This is a genomic window from Rhizobium sp. P1_C7 (assembly GCF_056406295.1).
Window position 1 is genome coordinate 155,843 of the sequence record NZ_JBFUAL010000001.1, and the last position, 24,484, is coordinate 180,326.

At 61.6% G+C, this 24,484-nt stretch carries 23 protein-coding genes, 1 tRNA gene and 1 pseudogene; 16 read left to right on the top strand and 9 right to left on the bottom strand.

The annotated features are described in order from the left end of the window. Window positions 1–18 precede the first annotated feature (18 nt). Complete coding sequence (locus AC1D2R_RS00785) at window positions 19–1,011, bottom strand: BMP family lipoprotein (RefSeq protein ID WP_057467112.1); 993 nt, start codon at window positions 1,009–1,011, stop codon at window positions 19–21. 265 nt (window positions 1,012–1,276) lie between these two features. Continuing rightward, entirely contained in the window at window positions 1,277–1,594 is a 318-nt protein-coding gene (locus AC1D2R_RS00790; RefSeq protein WP_477963809.1) for a hypothetical protein, read from the bottom strand. 224 nt (window positions 1,595–1,818) lie between these two features. Here AC1D2R_RS00790 and AC1D2R_RS00795 point away from each other — a divergent pair. Together AC1D2R_RS00795 and AC1D2R_RS00800 are read left to right on the top strand one after the other, a co-directional pair. After that, window positions 1,819–1,908 (top strand) — tRNA-Ser (locus tag AC1D2R_RS00795). 243 nt (window positions 1,909–2,151) lie between these two features. Beyond that, window positions 2,152–2,868, top strand: coding sequence for a L,D-transpeptidase (locus tag AC1D2R_RS00800; RefSeq protein ID WP_477963811.1), 717 nt, complete (start codon window positions 2,152–2,154; stop codon window positions 2,866–2,868). A 42-nt stretch (window positions 2,869–2,910) separates the two neighbouring features. Here the strand turns inward: AC1D2R_RS00800 and pncB are convergent, their stop codons facing one another. The 6 genes from pncB to AC1D2R_RS00830 form a co-directional block, all read right to left on the bottom strand. Next, window positions 2,911–4,215 carry a nicotinate phosphoribosyltransferase gene (gene pncB, locus AC1D2R_RS00805; RefSeq protein WP_477963813.1) on the bottom strand — a complete coding sequence of 435 codons (1,305 nt, stop codon included), beginning with the start codon at window positions 4,213–4,215 and terminating at the stop codon, window positions 2,911–2,913. Window positions 4,216–4,384: 169 nt separating this feature from the next. Further along, entirely contained in the window at window positions 4,385–5,344 is a 960-nt protein-coding gene (locus AC1D2R_RS00810; protein ID WP_477963815.1) for a 2-hydroxyacid dehydrogenase, read from the bottom strand. 8 nt (window positions 5,345–5,352) lie between these two features. After that, complete coding sequence (locus tag AC1D2R_RS00815; RefSeq protein WP_477963817.1) at window positions 5,353–6,990, bottom strand: ABC transporter ATP-binding protein; 1,638 nt, start codon at window positions 6,988–6,990, stop codon at window positions 5,353–5,355. Continuing rightward, a complete protein-coding gene (locus tag AC1D2R_RS00820; protein ID WP_477963819.1) occupies window positions 6,987–8,135 on the bottom strand; it encodes an ABC transporter permease in 1,149 nt (382 codons plus the stop codon). The genes AC1D2R_RS00815 and AC1D2R_RS00820 overlap by 4 nt, the downstream gene beginning before the upstream one ends. After that, a complete protein-coding gene (locus AC1D2R_RS00825; RefSeq protein ID WP_477963821.1) occupies window positions 8,135–9,226 on the bottom strand; it encodes a microcin C ABC transporter permease YejB in 1,092 nt (363 codons plus the stop codon). Before AC1D2R_RS00825 ends, AC1D2R_RS00820 begins: the two co-directional genes overlap by 1 nt. 159 nt (window positions 9,227–9,385) lie before the next feature. Then, window positions 9,386–11,221, bottom strand: coding sequence for an extracellular solute-binding protein (locus AC1D2R_RS00830; RefSeq protein ID WP_477963823.1), 1,836 nt, complete (start codon window positions 11,219–11,221; stop codon window positions 9,386–9,388). A 259-nt stretch (window positions 11,222–11,480) separates the two neighbouring features. On the opposite strand from AC1D2R_RS00830, the gene mepA reads away from it, so the two are divergent. The 7 genes and pseudogenes from mepA to AC1D2R_RS00865 all read left to right on the top strand — a co-directional run. Next, entirely contained in the window at window positions 11,481–12,554 is a 1,074-nt protein-coding gene (mepA, locus tag AC1D2R_RS00835) for a penicillin-insensitive murein endopeptidase (protein ID WP_477963825.1), read from the top strand. An 85-nt stretch (window positions 12,555–12,639) separates the two neighbouring features. After that, window positions 12,640–13,023, top strand: a complete 384-nt coding sequence (locus AC1D2R_RS00840; RefSeq protein WP_477963827.1) for a methylglyoxal synthase — start codon at window positions 12,640–12,642, stop codon at window positions 13,021–13,023. A gap of 32 nt (window positions 13,024–13,055) precedes the next feature. Next, entirely contained in the window at window positions 13,056–14,081 is a 1,026-nt protein-coding gene (locus AC1D2R_RS00845; RefSeq protein WP_477963829.1) for a glucokinase, read from the top strand. Window positions 14,082–14,173: 92 nt separating this feature from the next. After that, a complete protein-coding gene (locus tag AC1D2R_RS00850) occupies window positions 14,174–15,961 on the top strand; it encodes an ABC transporter ATP-binding protein (protein WP_477963831.1) in 1,788 nt (595 codons plus the stop codon). A 21-nt stretch (window positions 15,962–15,982) separates the two neighbouring features. Continuing rightward, window positions 15,983–16,807, top strand: coding sequence for a 4-hydroxy-tetrahydrodipicolinate reductase (dapB, locus tag AC1D2R_RS00855; protein ID WP_477963833.1), 825 nt, complete (start codon window positions 15,983–15,985; stop codon window positions 16,805–16,807). A gap of 21 nt (window positions 16,808–16,828) precedes the next feature. Continuing rightward, window positions 16,829–17,464 (top strand): 2,3-bisphosphoglycerate-dependent phosphoglycerate mutase, encoded by a 636-nt coding sequence (locus AC1D2R_RS00860; protein ID WP_477963835.1) that lies wholly within the window; start codon window positions 16,829–16,831, stop codon window positions 17,462–17,464. Window positions 17,465–17,715: 251 nt separating this feature from the next. Next, window positions 17,716–17,999: pseudogene (locus AC1D2R_RS00865) on the top strand (helix-turn-helix domain-containing protein); the annotation flags it as partial. Between the two features lie 57 nt (window positions 18,000–18,056). Here the strand turns inward: AC1D2R_RS00865 and phnF are convergent. After that, window positions 18,057–18,788, bottom strand: coding sequence for a phosphonate metabolism transcriptional regulator PhnF (gene phnF / locus AC1D2R_RS00870; protein ID WP_477963837.1), 732 nt, complete (start codon window positions 18,786–18,788; stop codon window positions 18,057–18,059). 99 nt (window positions 18,789–18,887) lie between these two features. Here phnF and phnG point away from each other — a divergent pair, with 99 nt between their 5' ends. The 7 genes from phnG to AC1D2R_RS00905 all read left to right on the top strand — a co-directional run bounded on the left by phnG (window position 18,888) and on the right by AC1D2R_RS00905 (window position 24,340). Continuing rightward, a complete protein-coding gene (gene phnG / locus AC1D2R_RS00875) occupies window positions 18,888–19,364 on the top strand; it encodes a phosphonate C-P lyase system protein PhnG (RefSeq protein WP_477963839.1) in 477 nt (158 codons plus the stop codon). Further along, a complete protein-coding gene (gene phnH, locus AC1D2R_RS00880; RefSeq protein WP_477963841.1) occupies window positions 19,364–19,972 on the top strand; it encodes a phosphonate C-P lyase system protein PhnH in 609 nt (202 codons plus the stop codon). Before phnG ends, phnH begins: the two co-directional genes overlap by 1 nt. A gap of 3 nt (window positions 19,973–19,975) precedes the next feature. Then, window positions 19,976–21,085 (top strand): carbon-phosphorus lyase complex subunit, encoded by a 1,110-nt coding sequence (locus AC1D2R_RS00885; RefSeq protein ID WP_477963843.1) that lies wholly within the window; start codon window positions 19,976–19,978, stop codon window positions 21,083–21,085. Next, window positions 21,082–21,963, top strand: a complete 882-nt coding sequence (locus AC1D2R_RS00890; protein ID WP_477963845.1) for an alpha-D-ribose 1-methylphosphonate 5-phosphate C-P-lyase PhnJ — start codon at window positions 21,082–21,084, stop codon at window positions 21,961–21,963. Before AC1D2R_RS00885 ends, AC1D2R_RS00890 begins: the two co-directional genes overlap by 4 nt. Window positions 21,964–22,168: 205 nt before the next feature. Continuing rightward, window positions 22,169–22,945 carry a phosphonate C-P lyase system protein PhnK gene (phnK, locus tag AC1D2R_RS00895; RefSeq protein ID WP_477963847.1) on the top strand — a complete coding sequence of 259 codons (777 nt, stop codon included), beginning with the start codon at window positions 22,169–22,171 and terminating at the stop codon, window positions 22,943–22,945. A gap of 70 nt (window positions 22,946–23,015) precedes the next feature. Further along, complete coding sequence (gene phnL, locus AC1D2R_RS00900; RefSeq protein ID WP_477963849.1) at window positions 23,016–23,726, top strand: phosphonate C-P lyase system protein PhnL; 711 nt, start codon at window positions 23,016–23,018, stop codon at window positions 23,724–23,726. Then, window positions 23,723–24,340 (top strand): DapH/DapD/GlmU-related protein, encoded by a 618-nt coding sequence (locus tag AC1D2R_RS00905; protein ID WP_477963851.1) that lies wholly within the window; start codon window positions 23,723–23,725, stop codon window positions 24,338–24,340. Before phnL ends, AC1D2R_RS00905 begins: the two co-directional genes overlap by 4 nt. Window positions 24,341–24,484 lie beyond the last annotated feature (144 nt).

Below are 24,484 nucleotides of genomic sequence, written 5' to 3' on the forward strand. Positions count from 1 at the left end.
GCCCGTCTCAGTCGCGGATCACTTCGGGCAGGCGTTGTCCGAGGTGTAATCGTGAACCTTGATGGTTCCTGCAATGATGTCGGCCTTTGCCTTGTCGACCGCAGCCTGCATTTCAGGCGTGATGAGCGCCTTGTTGTGCTCGTCAATGGCGGCCGCGACGCCGTCTTCCTTGACGCCGAGCGACTGCACGCCGGCGGTGAACTTGTCACCCTTGACGTCGGTAAAGGCGTTGAAGACTGCGAGGTCGACGCGCTTGACCATGGAGGTCAGAACGGAGCCCGGATGCAGGTAGTTCTGGTTGGAGTCGACGCCAATCGAGAACTTCTTGTTGTCGGCCGCCGTCTGCAGAACGCCAAGGCCGGTGGCACCGGCTGCCGCGTAGACGACGTCTGCGCCCTGGTCGATCTGGTTCTTGGTAAGCTCGCCGCCGCGAACCGGGTCGTTCCATGCTGCACCGGTCGTGCCGGTCATGTTCTGGAAGACCTCGATCTTCGCATTGGCTGCGCGAGCGCCCTGCTCGTAGCCGCATCCGAACTTGCGGATGAGGGGAATGTCCATGCCGCCAACGAAACCGACCTTGCCGGATTTCGACGCCATGCCGGCCAGAAGACCGACGAGGAACGAGCCTTCTTCTTCCTTGTATACGACCGAGCGGACGTTCGGCTTGTCGACAACGGCGTCAACGATGATGAACTTGGTGTCCGGGAATTCGGCTGCGACCTTCTCGATCGCGGAGGTCCAGGCGAAGGACACGGCTACAACCGGATTGAAACCGCGGCTCGCGAAATTTCGGATGGCCTGTTCGCCTTGGGTGTCGCCGGTCGGCTCGAAGTCGCGATACGCGACGCCGGTCTCCTTCTTGAACTTCTCGGCGCCATTGAAGGCTGCTTCGTTAAATGACTTATCGAACTTCCCGCCGGTGCCGTAGACCAGTGCCGGCTTGACATCGGCGGCCAGCGCCGTCGTGGACATGGCAGCCACGGCAAGGAGAGTCAGAAGGGATTTTTTCATAGTGCAGCCCTGTTGTTGCTATTAGTTAGGGGTCCTCCCGCAAGCCCGTTTTCAGGCATGTCTGCGGAACCACCGACCTCCCCCCGGAGGCCTGGCTGCCTGCATCCTTGCATGGCTCAAAAGAAAATTCACGAGAAATTTTTCGACTGGTAAAAATTTGCCGTAACTGCCAAAAATCAGCTCAAGCGGGCTGATTTTTACGCAAAATCATCGATAGATTGTGATTTTTCTAGGCAAGCGGGCGGCTGTCACCCGTTTTCTACAGCTAGGCGGCGAAGCGGCCGGCAACCGGAGGCTTCTTGTATCCGGCCATCCACAGCAACAGCGAAAGTACGAGAAACACGGCAAAAGCCGGCTGCATCATGAGCCACTGGAAGGCTAGCGTATAGAAGCGCGGGTGTATGTAGTAGGAGATGGACGATTGCAGGGCGTCAAGAGACGAAGCGTTCAGATCCTGCCATGCCGCACCCATGGGCGTGATGACCACAGATGAGGCTGCCACGGATTGAATGGAATCGATGGTTCCTGCAATCACGGCAACAGCCAGCGCAACAAGACTCGCCAAACGCAATAGGAAACGCATCGATCTCTCCGGCCTCTGATCCGCCGGACAACTGCCGGCCAGCCGCATCATTCTCCACCTGGCACCAAGAAATAGCGACGTGCCCGAGGAACTGCAATGGAGGCTCTGCCGCACTTTTACCGGAAGAAGTCAAAAAACTGTTAGATTTAGGTTGATCGCCAAAAATTCATCGGTATATATCGCGCCGTTCCAACGATTTGCGTCTCACGGTGCAGATCGACAAAGGACAGGTGGCCGAGTGGTTTAAGGCGCACGCCTGGAACGCGTGTGTACGTGAAAGCGTACCGTGGGTTCGAATCCCACCCTGTCCGCCATCAAGCCCCAAACCCAGTGCCCACAGATAGCCTCGATCCGGGTCGTCGCTGAGGGCGCGCCAGAATTGCTGGGCGCGTCAGCCTTTCTTTGGCAGTACTGCCGTCAGGTGTTGCGCTTCGCCAACACGTCCTTTCGAATGCCTGGTACGTTTGCTCTTTTCAGCGTTGGAAACACATTTTGGTCACGGATGGTCGTGCAGGGAGACCCACCACCCAATCTATTGATCATCGGAATCTTTGAAATTGCATTTGTTTTCTGTTCTTCGGTTGCTGTCCGCTGCAGCCGGCGCTTCCTTTCTCGCGGCCTGTACACAATTGCCGAAAGAGCCAATTGTCGTCGAGATACCCAATCCGCCGATCACCAAGGCGGCGCTTTCGGAAGCTTCAATTCCGCGGCCCACTCCACACAATCCACACAATCCGGACTATCCGGCTATCTATGCGGACGTCGACGATGGAGATTACCATTTGCCGGCAATCGACCATGCGCAGGTCGATCCGTATTATCTCCGCCAGGAGGTTGACTACGAGACGAACGAACCTGCTGGCTCGATCGTCGTCGATACCGAAACGAAGTTCCTGTATTTCATTCTGAAGGACGGGCGGGCGATCCGTTACGGCGTCAGCCTTGGTGCGCAGGGCCGCGCCTGGAAGGGCCGCGCAATCATCCAGTGGAAGCGAAAATGGCCCACCTGGACCCCGACGCCCTCCATGATCGGCCGCAATCCAAAGCTGGACCAGTGGAAAAAGGGCATGCCGCCCGGCCTGCAGAACCCGTTGGGAGCGCGGGCACTCTACATTTTCCAGGACGGCAAGGACACGCTCTATCGCATCCACGGATCGCCGGAATGGAAGACGATCGGCAAGAATGCCTCGTCGGGCTGCGTGCGCATGTTCAATCAGGACGTCATCGATCTCTATGATCGGGTAAAAGGCAAAGCGATACTCGTCGTGAAGTGATGTCGAGTGCGCGAGCGCCGATGAACCGGCGCTCGCATCACGTCAGACGAAAACGGCCTGATCGACGCGATCTTCCGTACCGAAGAATTTCAGATAGCGCTGGACCTCCTCTGGATCGCCGGTCGCCTTTTGCGGATTGTCGGACAGCTTGACGGCCGGGCGGCCATTGGCGTCGATGACCTTGCAGACCACGGAAATCGGGTTGAGACCCGAGATCTCGGTTGGGGCGCAGCCGGCAAAATCGTTGGTGAGGTTCGTGCCCCAGCCGAAGCTCATGCGCACGCGCCCTTCGAAATGCCTGTAGGTGTCGATGATCGCGCCGACATCGAGTCCGTCGGAGAAGATGAGCAGCTTCTGGCGCGGGTCGCGGCCCATTTTCTTCCACCAGTCGATGATCTTCTCGCCGCCCTCGATCGGCGGGGCGCTATCGGGGCGGAAGCCCGTCCAGTCGGCTACCCATTCCGGCGCGTCGCGCAGGAATGCCGCGGTTCCGAAGGCGTCGGGCAGCACGATCAAAAGGTTGCCGCCGTAGAGCTTGTTCCAGTCGCGCAGCACCTTGTAGGGCGCGTTGTGGAGCTCCTCGTCGCTCCGCGCCAGGGCGGCTGCCACCATGGGCAGTTCGTGCGCGTTGGTACCCACCGCTTCCAGATCGGAGTCCATGGCGAGCAAGACGTTGCTGGTGCCGGTGAAGGCCGGGCCGATGCCTTCCTTCAGCGCTTCCACGCACCAGCGCTGCCACAGGAAGCTGTGGCGGCGGCGCGTGCCGAAATCGGAGATGCGCAGGCCGGGCAGCTCACGCAGTCGTTCCACCTTCTCCCACATGCGGGCCTTGGCACGGGCATAGAGCACGTCGAGCGTGAACGGGCCGAGCGCCCGCATGGCCGATCGGGACCTGAGTTCGTTGATGATGGCGAGTGCCGGGATCTCCCACATCGTGGTTTCCTTCCACGAGCCGTGGAAATCCAGGACGTACTGTCCGTCGCGCTTTGACAGCTCGTATTCGGGCAATTGGAAATGCGAGAACCAGGCCAGGAACTCCGGCTCGAAAATCTGCGCGCGGCCATAGAAGCTGTTACCGGCCAGCCAGATCGTTTCCTTCTTCGAAAGCTTGAGCGTGCGCGCGTGATCGAGCTGTTCGCGCAGCTCGCCTTCATCGATCTCTTCGGCGAGATGGACGCGTTTCGTGCGGTTAATCAGCGTGAAGGTAGCATCGACGTCGGGATAGAGCTTCCAGATCATCTGCAGCATCAGTAGCTTGTAGAAGTCCGTATCGATCAGGCTGCGGACGATGGGGTCGAGCTTCCACGCGTGATTGTAAACGCGCCGTGCGATGTCGGTCTTGGCCATAAACTCCACCCATTCATCCGTGCGTGGCGCGCCAAAGCCGGCGCGCGACGACCGGTTCGTGCCCATTCTTATCGAAAAAACGGCCGATAATGTCCAGCTCTAATAACCGGCTGTCGGGTGCGGCGGGTGCCGATCGCTTCGCGAGGTTGCCGAAAGGTTTCCGCCAGCGTCAGTAGCCGGCCGCGCGGTCGATCACGAATTGCAGGGGCTCGCCGCGCTCGAAGCGGGCGATTTGCTCTTCGACATGTCGGAAAAGCGCGTTCTCCTCGGAGACCGCCGCATCGTGCGGCGTGAGGAAGACGTTTTCCAATGCCCACAGCGGACTTTCGGCGGGCAGCGGTTCGACCGCGAACACATCGAGCGAGGCGCCGCCGAGCACGCCGCCTTCGATTGACGAGACGATATCGGCTTCCACCTGGCTCTTGCCGCGTCCGGCATTGATGAAGACAGGCTTGCCGAGCGCTCCTCCCTGCCGAAGCTTGGCAAACAGTTGGGCATTGTAGAAACCCGTTGTCTCCGGCGTCAGGGGAAGCAGGCCGACGAGAATGTCGGTCTTCGCCAGAAACTGGGCGAGTTCGCTGGCGTCGAAGGTCTCGATGCCCTCCAGCTCCTTGGCGGTGCGCGACCAGCCGATGACGTTGAAGCCCATAACCCGGAGTTTCGACGCGGCATCCTGGCCGAGAACGCCAAGACCCATGATGCCGACGGTGATTTCGGCGGCCTCCGGTGCGATCAGCTTGCCCCAGGTCCGTTCCCGCTGGTGCTGTTCATGCTTGTGCTGCTCGCGCAGGTGCATCAGGCATTGCATCACCACCCACTCGCTCATCCGCGTCGTCAGGCTGCGATCGACGAACCGGACGATCGGCACGTCTGGCAGCCCCGGCAGGGTCAGGAAGCTGTCGACACCGGCGCCGCCCGAGAAAATGAGCTTCAGGTTGGGCGCACGCTCGAAAAGGTCGGCGTCTGGCTTCCAGAGCAGCGCATAGTCGATGCCGCTGAGGTCGCGGTCCTTGGCGGCGGGATCGGCCAGACTGATGCTGCCGCGATCGGCAAAGGCGGTCTTCAGAATGCGGGCAATTGCTTCGGCATTGAACTTGAGATCGATGAGAACGGGAGGCGTCACGGACATGGTCTTCATTATTGTTGAACGGCCGGCGTCGGCACGGCCTCGATGTTGAAGGCGGCTGCCATCAGCGCCTTGGTGTACTCGTCCTTGGGGGCGCGGAAGATCTCGGAGGACGAGCCTTGCTCGACCACCTTGCCGAAGCGCATGACGATGACGTCGTTGGCGAGCGCCTTCACTACCTTGAGATCGTGGCTGATGAAGAGATAGGCGAGATCGTGCTTCTTCTGCAGATCTCGCAGGAGGTCGACGACCTGTGCCTGTACACTCATGTCCAGCGCCGAGGTCGGTTCGTCGAGCATGACGAAGCGCGGCTTCAGCACCATCGCGCGGGCAATCGCAATGCGCTGGCGCTGGCCGCCGGAAAATTCGTGCGGATACCGCCACCGCGTCGTTGGGTCAAGGCCGACCTCCTCCAAGGCCCAGCAGACGCGCCGGTCGCGTTCCTCATATGACAGCGACCGCTCATGAACCTTCAGCCCTTCGGCGATGATGTCACCGACGGACATGCGCGGGCTGAGCGAACCGTAGGGATCCTGGAACACGACCTGCAGCTGGTTGCGCAACGGCCGCATCTCGGTAAACGAATAGTCGGCTATATCCTTGCCGACGAAGCTGATCCGTCCCTGCGAAGAGATGAGCCGCGTCAATGCGAGGCCGAGCGTCGTCTTGCCGGATCCGGATTCGCCGACCACCCCGAGTGTTTGCCCGGCGCGCAGCGACAGGTCGATCCCGTCCACGGCCTTCACGTGGTCGACGACCCTGCGCATCAGCCCCGCCTTGATGGGAAACCACACGCGGATATCGAACCCCTGCATGACGATCGGCTTGGAGCTGTCGGAAAGCGGCGGTTCGCCACGCGGCTCGGAGGCCAACAGGTGCCGCGTATATTCATGCTTCGGATTGGCGAAGACCTCTTCGACCGTGCCGGTCTCGACGATCTTGCCCTTGGTCATCACGCAGACCCGGTCAGCGAACTTTCGCACGATGCCGAGGTCGTGGGTGATGAACAGCATGGACATGCCGTGCTGCCCCTTCAGCTGCCGCAGCAACTCAAGAATCTGCGCCTGCACGGTCACGTCGAGCGCCGTCGTCGGCTCGTCGGCAATCAGCAGCTCCGGGCGGTTCGCCAGCGCCATGGCGATCATCACGCGCTGCCGCTGGCCGCCGGAAAGCTCGTGCGGGTAGGCCTTCAGTCGTTTCTCCGGCTCTCGGATACCGACCTGGTTCAGCAGTTCCAGCACGCGCGTGCGCGCGGGTTGCCCTGTCAGGCCCTGATGCAGCGCCAGGATCTCCGCGATCTGTTTTTCGATGCTGTGAAGCGGATTGAGAGACGTCATCGGCTCCTGGAAGATCATCGTTATGTCGTTGCCGCGCACCTCGCGCAACGCCTTGTCAGATGCTTTCAGGAGGTTCTTGCCCTTGAAGACAATCGCTCCGGAGGGGTGGCTTGCCGCCGGGTAGGGAAGGAGACGGAGGATCGAGCTGGCAGACACGGACTTGCCTGATCCCGACTCTCCTACCAGCGCCACCACTTCCCCCCTGTGAATGTCGAACGAGACGCGATCGACGGCCAGCGATGTGTCCCCGCCTTGGTGAAAAGCAACTGAGAGATCGCGGACGGAAAGCAGGGGCTCAGGAGTATCGCTCATTGAAACGTCTTCCTTGGATCGAATGCATCACGCACGGCCTCGCCGATGAAGATCAGAAGCGAGAGCATGATCGACATGGCGAAAAAGGCCGTAAGGCCGAGCCAAGGCGCCTGCAGGTTGGACTTCCCCTGAGCAATCATTTCGCCCAGCGAAGGGGAGCCGGGCGGCATGCCGAAGCCGAGGAAGTCGAGCGAGGTCAGAGTCGTGATCGACCCCGACAGGATGAACGGCAGGAAGGTGAGGGTCGCCACCATGGCGTTCGGCAAAAGGTGACGCCACATTATCGTGCGGTTGTTGACGCCGAGCGCGCGGGCGGCGCGCACATACTCGAAGTTTCGCGCGCGCAGGAATTCGGCGCGCACGATGCCGACGAAGCCGACCCAGGAGAACAGCAGCATGATCCCCAGGAGCACGAAAAAGCCGGGCGGCAGGATCGCCGCGATGATCAACAGGATGTAAAGCACCGGCATCGAAGACCAGATTTCGATGAAGCGCTGCAGGAGCAGGTCCGTCCAGCCGCCGAAGTAGCCCTGGATCGCGCCGGCCGCCACGCCGACGACGGCAGAGCAGATCGTCAGCACCAGGCCGAAAAGCACCGAGATGCGGAAGCCGTAGATGACGCGGGCAAGCACGTCGCGCGCCTGGTCGTCGGTGCCGAGCCAGTTGAGGTTGCTGAAGGTGCAGCCGGGATCATTGACGCCCTGCGGATAGCCGGAGCAGCGCGCCTCCTTGCTCATGATCCAGAAGGGTGCGGTCGGCGCCGAATGCGGGATGTTGGAGTTGACAGAGCGGTAGGAGTAGCGGATCGGCGGCCAGATCATCCAGCCGTTCGCGTTGATCTCGTCCGATATGACGTCGGAGCGGTAATCGGTTTCAGCCAGGAACCCGCCGAACTTCTCCTCGGGATAGTTGACCAGAACCGGAAACAGGATCTCGCCCTTGTAGGAGGCGACGATCGGCCGGTCGTTGGCGATGAACTCTGCAAACAGGCTGAGCACGAACAGCACGAGAAAGAGCCAGAGCGACCAGTAGCCGCGCCTGTTCGCCTTGAAGTTCTTCCATCGCCGGATGTTGGTCGGCGACAGCAGCCCCTTGCGCGGCGGCTTGACCGGCGTTGCGGTTACGGGATTGGCGGCGGTGTCCATCAGATGTCCCTCCGCTCGAAGTCGATCCGCGGATCGATCCAGGTGTAGATCAGGTCGGACACGAGGCTGACGAACAGGCCTAGCAGCGAGAAGATGTAGAGCGTCGCAAAGACGATCGGATAGTCGCGGTTGACCACCGAGAGGTAGCCGAGGCGCCCGAGCCCGTCGAGCGAGAAGATGTTCTCGATCAGTAGCGACCCGGTGAAGAAGGAGGAGATGAAGGCGCCGGGAAAGCCGGCGATGATGATCAGCATGGCGTTGCGGAAGACGTGGCCGTAAAGCACCTGCCGGTCGTTAAGCCCCTTGGCGCGGGCGGTCACGACATACTGCTTCTTGATTTCTTCGATGAACGAATTCTTGGTCAAAAGCGTCGTCGTCGCGAAGGCCGCGAGCGACAGCGAGATAAGCGGCAGCGCCAGGTGCCAGAAATAATCGAGGGGCTTCTGCCACCAGGCAAGCTGGTCGAAATTGTCCGAGACGAGGCCTCGCAGCGGAAACCAGTCGTAGAACGACCCCCCGGCGAAAAGCACGATCAGCAGGATGCCGAACAGGAAGCTCGGTACGGCATAGCCGATGATGATCACGCCTGAGGTCCAGACATCGAAGGTCGAGCCGTCCTTGACAGCCTTGCGTATGCCGAGCGGGATCGAGATGCCGTAGGAAAAGATCATGATCCAGACGCCGAGCGAGGCCGAAACCGGCAGCTTGTCCTTGATCAGATCGAGAACGGACGTGTTGCGGAAGAAGCTCTCGCCGAAATCGAAGCGGATGTAGTTCCACATCATCTCGCCGAAGCGGGTCAGCGGCGGCTTGTCGAAGCCGAACTGCTTCTCGAGCTTGGCGATCAGCTCGGGATCGAGGCCTTGCGCGCCGCGGTATTTCGAACCGCCTTCGTCGAGGCCGCCGCCCATCAGGTCGCCGCCACCGCCGGAAATGCGCGAATCCGCACCCTGTGCGTCGCCGGTCAGCTGCGCGATCACCTGCTCGACGGGGCCGCCCGGCGCAAACTGGATGACGGTGAAGGAGATGGCCATGATGCCGACGATCGTCGGGATCATCAAAAGCAGGCGTCGAAGAATATAGGCTCCCATCAGCGAGCGGCCTCCAGGGATTTCTTAGTCGAGCCTTCCAGTCTATTCCCGTTCAATCCGCCAGCCTTTTTTCGCCGGTCTTGTCCGGCCTTTGCTCTCGTTCCGAAGTGATTCGGATCGCTCATTTGGAGCCCAGCCATTCGGCCAATGCAAGCCCGCTCACTTGGCCGCTTTCGACCACCAGCTTTCGGGGAAACCGGTCGAATAGGTCGGCAGCTCGGCAGGGCGGTCGAATTTGTCCCAATACGCGATGGGGATGTCCGAGCGATAGTAGAGCGGCACGACATAGTGCCTTGCCAGCATCACGCGATCCATCGCCTTGATAGCGGCAATCTGATCGTCGCGGTTCGGCGCGAATATGATCTTCTTGATCAGTTCATCGACCGCGGGATCGGCAATGCCCGCGTAGTTACGAGATCCCTGCTGGTTGGCGGCGGCAGAACCCCAGTAGTCGGCCTGCTCGTTGCCAGGATTCATCGTCTCGGCCCAGACGTTCCAGATCATGTCGTAGTCGAAGCTGCGGACGCGGTTGGTGTACTGGGACGGATCGACGGTTCGCACACGCGCATCGATACCGATCTTCCTGAGTGCCTGCGTATAGGGAACGGCAACCCGCTCCAATGTCGGACTGCTCAGAAGCAATTCGAAGGAGAGGGGCTTGCCGGTCTTGGTGTTCACCATCCGGTTGCCCTGTATTGCGTAGCCGGCCTCTTTGAGGAGGCTGATCGCCTTGCGCAGGTTCTCGCGGCTCTTCTGCGGATCGCCACCGACCGGGTTGCTGTAGGGCGTGGTGAAAATCTCCGCCGGTACCTTGTCTTTCATGCCCTGCAGGATCTCCAGCTCGCGGCCCTCAGGCAGCCCGGATGAGGCGAGTTCGGTGCCGAAGAAGAAGCTGTTGACGCGATTGTAGGCGCCGAAGAAGACGGTGCGGTTCATTTCCTCGAAGTCGAAGGCGTAGTTCAGCGCCTCACGCACCCTTTCGTCCTTGAACATCTCGCGTCGCATGTTGGGCACCATGGCCTGCATGATACCGGTCGCGCGTAGCTGGTTCGGCAGTTCTTCACGCTTGATGCGTCCATCCTTCACGGCTGGGAAGTCGTATCCCGTCGCCCAGCGGCTCGCCTGGTTCTCCTGCCAAAAATCCACGTTGCCGGCGCGAAACGCCTCGAACTCAACATCCCTGTCACCGAAATAGCTGTAGGCAATGGTGCCAAAGTTGTTCTGCCCGATATTCACATTGACGTCCTTGCCCCAGTAATCGTCCCGCAGCTCGTAGGTGATCTTGCTGCCGGCTGAAAAGGCACCGATCTTGTACGGTCCCGAACCCATGACGGGTTCGAGCGTGGTCTTGGAAATGTCCCGCGGCTTCGCGTCCGCTCCCTTGCCTTCCCACCAAGCCTTGGGCACGACCTGAAGCTGGCCGAGAATATTGGGAAGCTCCTTGTTTCCTCTCTCATCGAAGGCGAAGGTGACGTCGCGCTCGCCCGTCTTTTCGGCCTTCGCGACATGGCCGTAATAGTTCGAAAGAAGGGGATTGAGCTCCTTCGACTTCTCGAAGCTGAAGATCACGTCCTCCGGCGTCACCGGGGTTCCATCGGCCCACTTGGCTTCCTTGCGCAGCCGAAACGTCGCGCTGGATACATCCTCCGGATACGAGACGCCTTCAGCAAGCAGGCCGTAGGAGGCAAGCAGTTCATCGTCAGCCGATTTCATCAACGTTTCAAAAACCAGCCCGAGTCCCGTCACCGTCTCGCCCTTGCTGAGGAGCGGGTTGAATGTGTCGTATGTGCCTGTCGTCGAGAGCCTGAGATCTCCGCCCTTTGGCGCATCGGGATTGACGTAGTCGAAACGCTTGAAGCCGGGCTGGTACTTGAGGTCGCCGATTGTGGACGTGCCGATCCGGAAATTCTGCTCCTGCGACAATGCCTGCAAGGGGAGGGCAAAGACGCCAGCAAGAGAGAGAACCAAGCCCAGTTTCGACCATGCACGCGCCATTCGCCAGCCCCATATTGTTGTTCGCTTCGCCGAGAATAGGCGAAAAGCAGGCGAAAAACAGGTGACCCTTCAGTTTTTATGGGGCTCGCGGAATCGTGACCGTTTTGCCCGGGCCGCGCGCCTTCTGACCGAAATCGCTCGACGGGATACCCGCCACGCAGGTGGCCGGGTCAAAACATCGATTCACCAAAATTCCTTTTCACGGTAGGTTCGATTACAAATCACCCGACACAGAGTCGGCAGACGTTCAGGAAATGGCATGGTTTTCCGTATCTCTCACGCCCTTCGTACTGTAGGCAGGCTGGCCGTCGCCGCCGCGATAGGCGCAAGCCTCGTCGCCGGCGACGCCGCCGCGCAACAGAAACAGCCAAGCCCGGGAAGCGCGAAGGCGATCTTCGGTTCGGTCGAGCTGCCGACCCAGGGAGGTGCGCAGCCTTTCGGTTTCTATGCCAAGGGCTGCATGACCGGCGCGGTGGCGCTGCCTACCGACGGCCCGACCTGGGAGGCAATGCGGCTTTCGCGAAATCGGCGCTGGGGCAATCCGGCGATGATCGCGTTGCTCGAGCGGCTGTCACGCGATGCCGCCAAGTATGATGGCTGGCCGGGTCTTCTCGTCGGGGATATTGCGCAGCCGCGAGGCGGGCCGATGTTCAACGGCCACGCCTCGCACCAGATCGGCCTCGATGGCGACGTCTGGCTCACGCCCATGCCGTCTCACAGGATGAGCGCAGAAGAGAAGGAGACGATGCCCTTCACGACGATGCTGCAAAAGAACGCGTTCCTGACCATCAATCCTGATGTCTGGAGTGCCGCACACGCGCGGCTTCTGATGCGCGCGGCAAGCTATCCGCAGGTTGAGCGTATCTTCGTCAATCCGGCGATCAAGAAGAAGATGTGCGACACTTGGACCGGCGATCGCACCAACCTGGGAAAGCTTCGCCCCGAATACGGGCACGATTCGCATTTCCATATCCGCCTCAAGTGCCCGCCGGGCGCTGCAGGCTGCAAGCCTCAGGCACCCGTTGCCGCCGGCGACGGATGCGACAAATCTCTGGCGTGGTGGTTCACCAAGGCGCCCTGGGCTCCGCCGAAACCGCCCAAGCCCGGCACGAAGCCGGTCAAGCCGCGCGAGGTCATGGTGTCGGATCTTCCCAATGCCTGCTCGGCGGTTCTCGCAGCGCCATCGGTCTCGTCCGTTCATGCGGCGACCTATGGCGGCGCCTCGGCGGCCGAAGCGTTGACGGTAGCGCCGGCCTCGGAGCCTTCGGTCGCTCCCGACGGTGCGCTGCCAGCCACCGGCCCCATTCCCGATGACAAGCCGCCTGTCCAATGAGCGCGGTCATGGCACTCTTTCAAAGGCAAGGCTCTTCGTATAGAAGCGGTCAAATCGATTGAATTTCAGAGGGAGGTCTCCTTTTATGGCCAGTGGCAAATGCCTTGCGTTGATTGCGCACGACCAGAAGAAGGATGACATGGCGGAATTCGCCCGCCGCAACCGCGAGACGCTGGCGGCGAACTGGACGATCGTTGCCACGGGAACGACCGGCGGACGCGTTCTGGACGCCGCACCCAACCTCGACGTCACGCGGCTGAAGAGTGGGCCGCTCGGCGGTGACCAGCAGATTGGCGCGCTGATTGCCACAGGCGAGGTGGATGCCCTGATCTTCTTCGTCGACCCTTTGACGCCGATGCCGCACGATGTGGACGTCAAGGCGCTGATGCGGCTGGCAATCGTCTATGATATTCCAATGGCGCTCAACGAAGCGACTGCGGACAAGCTTATCGGAAATCTTCACGCCTAACCGGCGCCGAAGGCGCATTTACGGAACCTGCCATGCACCAGCTCGATACCAGCGAAGCCTCCTTGCCCTATCCGATTCTGATCGGCGATATCGGCGGCACCAACGCCCGCTTCGCGATCATCGCGGACGCTACCGCTGAACAGATCAATTTTCCGAACGTCCGCACGGCCGATTTCGAGACCATCGACGACGCGATCCGTGCCGCCATTCTCGAAAAGAGTGCCATCACCCCGCGCTCGGCGATCCTGGCGGTCGCCGGACCGATCAGCGACGACGAAATCCCGCTGACAAATTGCGATTGGGTCGTCCGTCCGAAAACCATGATCGAAGGGCTAGGCCTGGAAGACGTTCTCGTCGTCAACGATTTCGAGGCGCAGGCGCTGGCAGTCTCCGACCTTTCCACCGAAAATCGGGAGCGTCTCGGTAGCGCGTCCGGCGACATGGTTGCTTCCCGCGTCGTCCTTGGTCCCGGCACCGGTCTTGGCGTCGGGGGCCTCATCCATGCGCGCAATGTCTGGATCCCAGTTCCGGGAGAGGGCGGACATGTCGATCTCGGGCCGCGCACCCAGCGGGATCTCGAGATTTTTCCGCATGTCGAAACCATCGAGGGCCGGATTTCGGCGGAGCAGATCCTCTGTGGACGCGGTATCGTCAATCTCTACCGTGCGATCTGTGCCGCCGACAGTGTCGAGCCGACCTACGCGGATCCGGCTGATATCACCTCGCACGCGCTTGCCGGAACCGACGCGGTCGCCGTCGAAACGATCGCGCTGTTTTCGACCTATCTCGGTCGCGTCGCCGGCGATATGGCGATGATTTTCATGGCTCGCGGCGGCGTCTTCCTGTCCGGCGGCATCTCGCAGAAGATTTTGCCGGCGCTGAGAAAGTCGGAGTTCCGGGCTGCTTTCGAGGACAAGGCACCCCATTCCGCCTTGCTCGCAACCATCCCGACCTACGTCGTCACGCATCCGCTCGCGGCACTGGCTGGCCTATCCTCCTACGCGCGCAAACCGGAAAGTTTCGGCGTTTCGACCGACGGGCGTCGCTGGCGACGATAGCCGACCCTAGCCAAACGGGCGTCAACTCTTTATAGAGCCGCTCGAACGCGAGCCGACGTTTCGGCTCGCATCGTCCGAGACAGGAAGCTTTTTTGACTTCATCCGACACCCAGCAGCGACCTGTTGACAGCGGCACGGTCACCGCCGTTCTGAAGCGCATCATTGCCGAGAATGGGCGCGAACACATCTGGGGTTATGCCGCGGCCATCGGTTGCCTCGTCATCGTGGCGCTATCGACGGCCTTCACCGCCTGGATCATGCGAGCGATCATCGACGAAGCCTTCGCCAATCGGCGTGCCGATGTCGTCTGGATCATCTGTCTTGCAATTTTCATCGCGTTCGTCATGCGTGGCTTTGCAAGCTATGGCCAGGCGGTGGCATTGTCCAAGATCGGCAACAATATCGTCGCCCGCTATCAGAGCCGTCTCTACGTGCATCTGATGACATTGTCGGTCGGCTATTTCAACGAAGCGCGTTCGGCGCGCATCGCGGCGCAGGTCAGCCAGAACGTCGGCGGCATCCGGGATGTTCTGAACCTGACGATCACGTCGACCGCGCGCGACCTGCTGACCTTCGTGGCGCTGATCGGCGTCATGATCTATCAGGATCCGTTGCTCAGCCTGGCTGTGCTGATCCTCGCCCCGCCCTTGCTGCTGGCGCTGCGCTATCTGTCCAAGCGCCTGCGCCAGGCGACAAAGGAGGCCATCCACCTCAACAGCCATGTGCTGGGTGCGATGCAGGAGACCATCCAGGGCATCTCCATCGTCAAGGCTTTCACAATGGAGAAGCAGCTCGAGCAGAAGATCAACAAGATCATCGTCGCCGCCGAGGAACGCGGAAACAAGATCGCTAAACTGTCGGAGCGCAATGCGCCGATGACCGAAACCTTCGCGGGCTTTGCGGTCGCAAGCGTGCTGGCCTACGCGGCATATCGGTCGATCTATTTCAACGCGCCCCCGGGCGCCTTCTTCTCGTTTGTGACCGCACTGCTTCTTGCATACGATCCGGCGCGGCGCCTTGCCAAGTTGCAGGTTCAGTTGGAGCGTGCGGCCGTCAACGCCCGGATGATCTACGAGCTTCTCGACATGGAGCCGCGCCAGCGCGATTTACCGGACGCCAAGCCGCTCGTGGTGACCAAGGCCCGTATCGAGTTTCGCAACGTCGCTTTCGCCTACGGCAACGATGCTGTTCTCAACGGTGTGAATTTCGTGGTCGAGGGTGGCAGGACAACCGCTCTCGTTGGTCCTTCCGGCGCCGGAAAGTCCACGATCATCAATCTCATTCCCCGCTTCTACGACCCGTCGTCCGGCGATATTCTGATCGACGGCCAGGATATAGCCCACGTCACGAAGCTGTCGCTACGCGAACAACTGGCCTACGTCTCTCAGCAGCCCTACCTCTTCGAGGGCTCCATCCGCGACAACATCCGCTATGGCCGGCCCGAAGCGACGGATGCCGAGGTTGAGGATGCCGCCCGCCTGGCCTATGCACATGATTTTATCCTTGCCCAGCCCCAGGGCTACGGCACCCCCGTCGGCGAAAACGGCGTGACGCTCTCCGGCGGTCAGCGCCAGCGTCTGTCGATCGCGCGCGCACTTGTGCGCAATGCGCCGATCCTGCTGCTCGACGAAGCCACCTCGGCTCTTGACACGGAATCGGAAGCGGCCGTTCAGAAGGCACTGGATGAAGCGATGACCGGCCGCACCGTCGTCGTCATCGCCCACCGGCTGTCGACCGTGGTCCGCGCCGACAAGATCGTCGTCATGCAGCAGGGCCGCGTGGTCGAGGAGGGCAGTCACGAGACGCTTGCGAAGCGCAGCGACGGACTTTACGCTCGCCTCAACAATCTTCAGAGGCCCGCGGCCTCGGATTCATACTGATCGAAGGGGCGATAGCCGGACATGAACGATGCTGCGATGAAGCTGGTGGTGGTTGGGGCAGCAGGTCGCATGGGCCAGACGCTCATTCGGCTCCTCCATGCCATCGAGGGCGTCACGCTGCATGCGGCGGTAGCGCGCCCCGGCTCGCCCTTTATCGGCAAGGATGTCGGCGAGATCGCAGGCCTTGGCCCGAACGGCGTCATCATCAGCGACGACCCGCTGGCAGCCTTCCTGCATGCCGATGGAGTGCTCGATTTTACCACGCCGGCAACGACCAACGAGTTTGCCGTGCTCGCAGCGCAGGCGCGCATTGTCCACGTCATCGGCACCACAGGCTGTTTGCCTGAGGACGAGGCAAAGATCGCGGCTGCGGCCCGCCACGCCCGCATCGTCAAATCAGGCAATATGGGCCTCGGCGTCAATCTCCTCAGCGTTCTTGTCGAGCAGGCAGCCAGCGTGCTCGATCCCGCCGGCTGGGACATCGAAGTTCTCGAAATGCACCACAAGCGCAAGGTCGATGCCCCCTCCGGCACCGCGTTGTTGCTGGGCGAGGCAGCCGCCAAGGGTCGCGGTGTCGATCTTGCCAGCCATTCGGTCCGCGTTCGCGACGGCCACACAGGTCCCCGCGAAGCCGGCAGCATAGGTTTTGCCACGCTGCGCGGCGGCTCCGTCATCGGTGAGCACTCTGTCATCTTCGCCGGCGAAGGCGAGTTGGTCACCATGTCGCACAGCGCCGGCGATCGTTCCATCTTTGCGCGCGGCGCCATCAAGGCGGCACTCTGGGCCCGCGACAAGAAGCCGGGTCTTTATTCCATGCTCGACGTACTCGGGCTTTCCCAAAACTGATCTTTTTCGGAGGCATTTTTCATGAGCGGCACCCTCGTCCTCGTTCGCCACGGCCAGAGCGACTGGAACCTGAAGAACCTTTTCACCGGCTGGAAAGACCCTGAGCTGACCGAGCTCGGCGTTCAGGAAGCCAATACGGGCGGCAAGGCGCTGGCCGACTACGGAATCAAGTTCGACATCGCCTTCACCTCAGACCTGAAGCGCGCCCAGGACACACTGACGATCATTCTCGGCAATGTCGGACAGCCCGGTCTCGAAACGATCCGCGACCAGGCGCTGAACGAGCGCGACTACGGCGATCTCTCCGGCCTCAACAAGGATGACGCGCGCGCCAAGTGGGGCGAGGAGCAGGTCCACATCTGGCGCCGATCCTATGACGTCCCGCCTCCCGGCGGCGAAAGCCTGCGCGACACCGGCGCCCGCGTCTGGCCATACTACCTGACGGAAATCCTTCCGCGCGTCCTGCGCGGCGAAAAGGTCCTCGTCGCCGCACACGGCAATTCGCTCCGCTCGCTGGTGATGGTGCTCGACCGCCTGACCAAGGAACAGATCCTTGGCGTCAACCTCGCGACCGGCGTTCCGATGGTCTACAAGCTGAGCGCCGACTCGACCGTCGCTTCCAAGGAAGTGCTCGGCGACATGTCCGGCGCGCATTGAGACGACAGCAGATAGAATCGAAAGGCGCAGCCCTCACACGGCCGCGCCCTTTGCTGGCCCGGAATCGATTGAAATAGGTAGGACGTGGTGCCACCTTTTGCGCAACGATCGAGCGTGTGTTCAAAACGGCGTGGTTCGCCAGGGCAGCCGGGAAGGCACGCGTTCCCATGTGGATTTATGTCGGGCTATCCGGCAGGTCTCACTCGGACAGGTCGACGACCTGGGCGGCGGCGAATTTATGAAGCGCCTAAATGACAATATCCTTTAAGGCGGTCCATTCGTCGGTTGAAGCCCTTTTCAAAGTCGGCGCCATGAACAAGGCAACCTTGTGCAGCTTCGATGAAGCATGTCTGAGCGCGTCGGAATTCCTGCCAAGGGATATATCAAGGCGCTGCGCGAGCGAAATCATGTGAGCCAGCCTGTCTTCGCCTGTTACCTTAACACCGGCCAGTCGACGGTGCAGAAATGGGAGAGCGGCGCCAAGCGTCCGAGTGGACTGGCACTGAAGCTGCTGGCCGTCGTTGAAAAGCATGGGGCTCGACGTCCTGGCATAGTACAGCGGCCAATCCCCCAGCCTCCATTCCAGCCGATCTCAGTTCTCGATCGTGAACTGCACCCGGTCCGCCGAGAAACGGCTGATCGAATACTGTACCGGCACGCCGTCCAGATCCGTGTTCATCGCCTTGGTGATCAGAACGATTGCGCCTGGTGTTAGCTCGAGCGCTGCGATATCGCCGGCATCGGCATGGGTGGCAGTGATCTCCGTCGTCGCGCGAACGTAGTCGGAAAGGCCGAGTTCGGCGAAGGCCTGCGTGATCGATTCCGTCTTTTCGTAGGCCGCAGGCATGCCGCCAAAGCGTTCGGCGGGAAACCATGTCGTGGCGCATGAGACCGGGCGGCCATCGGCCTTGCGCACGGTTTCCATGCGAATAACAGGAGCTTCCGGCCGCAGCTTTAGCCAGCGCGCGATCTCGGCATCCGCTCTCTCCTCGCCATAGGCCAGCAGCAGCCCCCTCATCTCGCGCGCCTGCTCGCCGATCCCTGTCGTAAACCGTGTCCGCTTGGTGATCGGGAAGTTCAGCCGTTCCTTGCGCTCGATCAGCGTGCCGCGGCCCTGCACGGCGCGCACGATCCCCTCCTGGGCAAGGGCGGCAAGAGCGCTGCGCACCGTATGGCGGTTGACGCCGAACTGCAGCGCCAGGACCGTCTCCGGCGGCACCATGCCGGTCTCGTCATAGGCCCCGGCGCCGATCGCCTGCCGGATGCGATCTGCGATCTGGCGCCACAGCGCCACGCCTGTCTGTCTTTGTACCTGCCCTGCCATTTTATCCCTCGGATGTCACACGCTTGTCACGTCGGCCATTTAAGCGTAACCATATCTTGTATAGTTGTCTATATCAATAGACATTTAAAGGATGTGTTGATGAGCTTAGCGGAAAAGAACCAAACGGCAGGGCAGGCTGAAAGTGGACACAAACGAACCGCCGACCTGCTGGCGCGTGCCGGACGAAAGGAGCTGGAAGCGGCCTGGGCGGCGCTGGCTGAAAAGCCTGCCAGCCAGCCGGTGCGCGGCCCCGAAACAGGCCTTGTCATGGTCCGCGGCCGCATGGGCGGCGGCGGCGCACCGTTCAATCTCGGTGAAGTCACGGTGACGCGCGCGACCGTTCGCCTCGCCTCCGGCACGGTCGGCCACGGCCAGGCGCTCGGCACGGATCGCGAAAAGGCCAGGCTCTCGGCAATCTTCGATGCGCTCTGGCAGGAAGCCGAAACGCAGTCCTTCGTCGAGCAGACCTTGCTCACGCCGATCGCCGCTCGCATCGCCGGGGCCGACCGCCTCAACGCGGACGAGACCGCGGCAACGCGCGTCGATTTCTTCACAATGGTTCGCGGAGACGACTGATGAGCCTCAAGACCGAAGCCTTGACCGGCGGCTTTGGGGAGCCGGTGTTCCACGCCCAGAGCGTTTTCAAGCTGATGATGGATGCCATGGCCCGCCCGGGTACCGTCCAGACCGTCTCCCCGGACGCCGCTCCGCCAATCCCTCTCGGCATTGCCGCCGGCGCGATCGCTCTGACGCTTTGCGATCACGACACGCCGGTCTGGCTGTCTGCAGGTCTTGTGAAGTCGGCTGTCCCGCAATGGTTGGGCTTCCACACTGGTGCCCCGGTCACATCGGAAAAGGCGGAAGCGCGTTTTGCGGTTGTCGAAAGCGGCGCCTCGCTCTCCTCGTTTGGCCTGTTTGCGGCAGGCACCCAGGAGTATCCCGATCGCTCCACGACGCTGATCATCCAACTTGCCGATCTGGAAGGTGGCCGCAGGCTTGCGCTGATGGGTCCGGGCATCAAGAGCGTCACCGACGTGGCGCCCCTCGGCCTTCCGGATTCCTTCCTGCGCCTCTGGACGGAAAACCTCGCGCTCTTCCCGCGCGGCATCGACATCGTCTTGACCTCGGGCAGCCGGTTCCTCTGCCTGCCGCGCACCACCAAAATCACCGCAACGGAGATGTGACCCATGTATGTTGCTGTTAAAGGGGGCGAGGCCGCGATTGCCAACGCCCACCGACTGTTGGCCGACCGCCGCCGAGGCGATCGCTCGCTGCCCGCCATCGGCATCGACCAGATCGTCGCGCAGCTCGCGCTCGCCGTCGACCGCGTAATGGCGGAAGCCTCGCTCTACGATCGCACGCTGGCGGCTCTTGCCGTACGACAGTCGCGTGGCGATATGATCGAAGCGATCTTCCTGCTGCGCGCCTACCGCACGACGCTGCCGCGCTTCGGCTACGCCCTGCCGATCGATACATCAGCGATGAAGATCGAGCGCCGCGTCTCGGCCACCTACAAGGACTTGCCCGGCGGCCAGCTGCTCGGCCCGACCTTCGACTATAGCCACCGCCTGCTCGATCCATCGCTTTTGACCGACCAAGCGGTCGACGAGCCGGCGCTGCGCGACGCCGAAAGCGGCCGTGTCATGCGGGTTTCCGAGATCCTCGCCGAGGAATGCCTGATCGAGGGCGACGGCGAAATGCCGGAGGATCACGAGATCGGCGACCTGACGCGCGAGCCGATGGAGTTCCCGATGACCCGCGACCTGCGCCTGCAGGCGCTTGCCCGCGGCGACGAAGGTTTCCTGCTGGCGCTCGGCTATTCCACCCAGCGCGGCTACGGTCGCAACCACCCCTTCACCGGCGAAATCCGCATCGGCGAGGTCGAGGTGGAGTTCGATGTTCCCGAACTCGGCTTTGCCGTCTCGCTCGGCACCGTCCAGGTCACGGAATGCCAGATGGTCAACCAGTTCAAGGGCTCGTCCAAGGCGCCGCCGCAGTTCACCCGCGGCTACGGCCTGGTCTTCGGCCAGAGCGAACGCAAGGCGATGTCCATGTCGCTGGTCGATCGTGCCCTTCGCGCCGGAGAGCTCGGCGAAGACATCACAGCACCTGCGCAGGACGAGGAATTCGTCGTCTCGCACGCCGACAACGTCCAGTCGACTGGTTTCGTGGAGCATCTGAAGCTGCCGCACTACGTCGACTTCCAGGCCGAACTCGATCTCGTCCGCCGCATGCGCAACGAATTCGAAGCCGCCCGCAGTGGCAGTGACGAGAGCATAAAGGAGGCAGCCGAATGACTGATCTCGCCACCTACAACTTCGCCTATCTGGACGAACAGACCAAGCGGATGATTCGGCGCGCCATCCTGAAGGCGATCGCCATCCCCGGCTATCAGGTTCCCTTCGCATCGCGCGAAATGCCGATGCCCTATGGCTGGGGTACCGGCGGCGTGCAGGTCACCGCCTCGATCATCGGCCCGGACGATATCTTGAAGGTCATCGACCAGGGCGCCGACGACACCACCAATGCCGTCTCGATCCGCGCCTTCTTCCAGAAGGTCGCCAACGTCGCGGTTACCACGCATACTATGGAGGCGACGATTATCCAGACGCGCCACCGCATCCCGGAGGCAAAGCTCGGGCCCAATCAGGTGCTCGTCTACCAGGTGCCGATCCCCGAGCCGCTGCGCTTCCTCGAGCCCCGCGAGACCGAAACCCGCAAGATGCACGCGCTGGAAGAATACGGCCTCATGCATGTGAAGCTCTACGAGGATATCGCCCACAACGGCCGCATCTCCAAGACCTACGCCTACCCCGTCAAGGTTGCCGGCCGCTATGTCATGGACCCGTCGCCGACGCCAAAGTTCGACAATCCGAAGATGCACATGTCGGATTCCCTCCAGCTCTTCGGTGCCGGCCGCGAAAAGCGCATCTATGCGGTCCCACCGTATACCGAGGTCGTCAGCCTCGATTTCGAGGACTACCCCTTCGAGATCCAGCGTTTCGGCAAGCCCTGCGCGCTCTGCGGCGCCGAAGAGGTTTATCTCGACGAGGTCATCCTCGACGACAGGGGTGGCCGCATGTTCGTTTGCTCCGACACCGACCATTGCGAAGATCGCCGCGCCGATGGGCACGCTGGCGACATGTTGGCACCCACCAAGGAGGCGGCGGAATGATGCCCGCTCGTTGCAAAAAAACCTCTCCAACCCCTCCCCAAAGAGGGGAGGGGATTAACCCGCCGCGCCTGGGTGCGAGCTCGCCACGAGTTCTCTTCCCCCTTGTGGTGGGGTCCGCAGGACGGTGCGAGACCGTCGGCTCGCCCCTGCGAGCCGGCAGGCGAGAGCGGGTTTTCAGCTACAGATCGAAATGGAAGGCACAGCCATGACCGACACGCCGCTTCTCAAAGTCAACGACGTCTCGAAGTTCTACGGCAATCGCATCGGTTGCCGGAACGTCGCTTTCGAACTCTGGCCGGGTGAAGTGCTTGCCATCGTCGGCGAATCCGGCTCGGGAAAGACCACGCTCCTCAACTGCATCTCGACCCGGATGATGCCGACCACCGGCAGCGTCGAGTATCATATGCGCGACGGTGCATATCGCGATCTCTATCGCATGAGCGAAGCGGAACGCCGTTTCCTCATGCGCACCGACTGGGGGTTCGTGCATCAGAATCCGGCTGATGGTCTGCGCATGACGGTGTCGGCCGGCGCCAATGTCGGCGAGCGACTGATGGCGATCGGCGACCGGCACTACGGCAATATCCGCTCGACCGCGGTCGACTGGCTGGAACGCGTGGAAATCGACGCGGACCGCATCGACGACCAGCCGCGGGCTTTCTCCGGCGGAATGCGCCAGCGCCTGCAGATCGCCCGAAATCTGGTGACCGGCCCGCGCCTGGTGTTCATGGACGAGCCGACCGGAGGTCTCGATGTGTCGGTTCAGGCACGCCTGCTCGATCTCGTCCGCGGTCTTGTCAACGATCTCGGCCTTGCCGCGATCGTGGTCACCCACGACCTTGCGGTCGCCCGCCTGCTATCGCATCGCATGATGGTGATGAAGGACGGCTACGTTATCGAACAGGGGCTGACCGACCGGGTGCTGGACGACCCGCGCGAACCCTATACACAGCTTCTCGTCTCCTCGATCCTACAGGTCTGATCGCTAAACCTGTTCGGAAGCCGGCTATTCTGCTTGGAACCCGGTCCGCGAAAACTAAGGAAAAGAAATCATGGCAACGCCTCTCGTTGTTTCCGAAGTCGCCAAGAGCTTCACCATGCACCTGCGCGACGGCATCAAGCTGCCCGTCGTATCAGACGTCTCCTTCTCGGTCGCGTCAGGCGAATGCGTCGTCCTCGGCGGCCCTTCGGGCATCGGCAAAAGCTCGCTCCTGAAGATGATATACGGCAATTATGCCGTCGACACCGGCCAGATCCTCGTCAAGCATCAGGAACGCGTCATCGATCTTGCGACGGCCGATCCGCGCACGGTGATCGACGTCCGCCGCCGGACGCTCGGCTATGTCAGCCAGTTTCTGCGCACTGTCCCGCGCGTTGCGGCGATCGATGTCGTCGCCGAGCCGCTCGTCGCGCGCGGTGCAGAGGCCGAGGTGGCGCGGGAAAGGGCCGCGGAACTGCTCGCCAAGCTGAATCTGCCCGAAGCGCTATGGCAACTGCCGCCGGCCACCTTCTCCGGTGGAGAGCAGCAGCGCGTCAACATCGCCCGCGGCTTCATCACCGAGCACACGATCCTGCTCCTCGACGAACCGACCGCTTCCCTTGACGCGAAGAACCGTGCGGTCGTCGTCGGCATGATCGAGGAAAAAAAGAAGGTGGGGGTCGCCCTTCTAGGCATCTTCCACGACGAGGAGGTCCGCGAAGCGGTTGCCGATCGCATCCTCGACGTCCAGGCATTCTCGCCGCGCAAGGCGATCGCCGCATGACCCGACAGCTTGGTGAAAAGCCATACATCCACGAAACGGCCACCGTGAAAAACGCCAGCTTCGGCCGCTTCGTGGAGGTATCGGAACGCTGCCGCATCGACGAGGTCGCGTTCGGCGACTATTCCTATGTCATGCAGGACGGCGCCATCTGGTGCGCGACGATCGGCAAGTTCGTCAACATCGCAGCCTCCGTCCGCATCAACGCCACCAATCATCCGACCTGGCGTGCGACGCTTCACCACTTCACCTATCGCGCCGCCGACTACTGGCCGGACGCCGACATGGAAACGGATTTCTTCGCATGGCGGCGTTCGAACCGTGTCGTCATCGGGCATGATGTCTGGATCGGCCATGGCGTAACGATCCTGCCCGGCGTCACTATCGGCAACGGCGCCGTCATCGGTGCAGGCGCGGTCGTTTCCAAGGATGTCGCCCCTTATTCGATCGTGGGTGGCGTCCCGGCCAAGCTCATCCGCGAGCGATTTCCCAAGGAAATCGGCGAGCGCATGGACAGGCTCGCCTGGTGGGACTGGGATCACGACCGCCTGCGGGTTGCACTGCAGGATTTCCGGAACATGAGCGCTGGGGATTTCCTGGCGCGGTATGAGGGATGAATGAGGAGCCCCCTGAGCATGCTCAGGGCTCTTGTCTGGCACGCAACTGGGCATCGTCGATGTCTCGGAGCACCAGGTAATTTGCGGAAAAAACGGACGCTTTGAAAGCGCGAGAGCCGCAGCGTTCAAATGGTGGTCAACCGG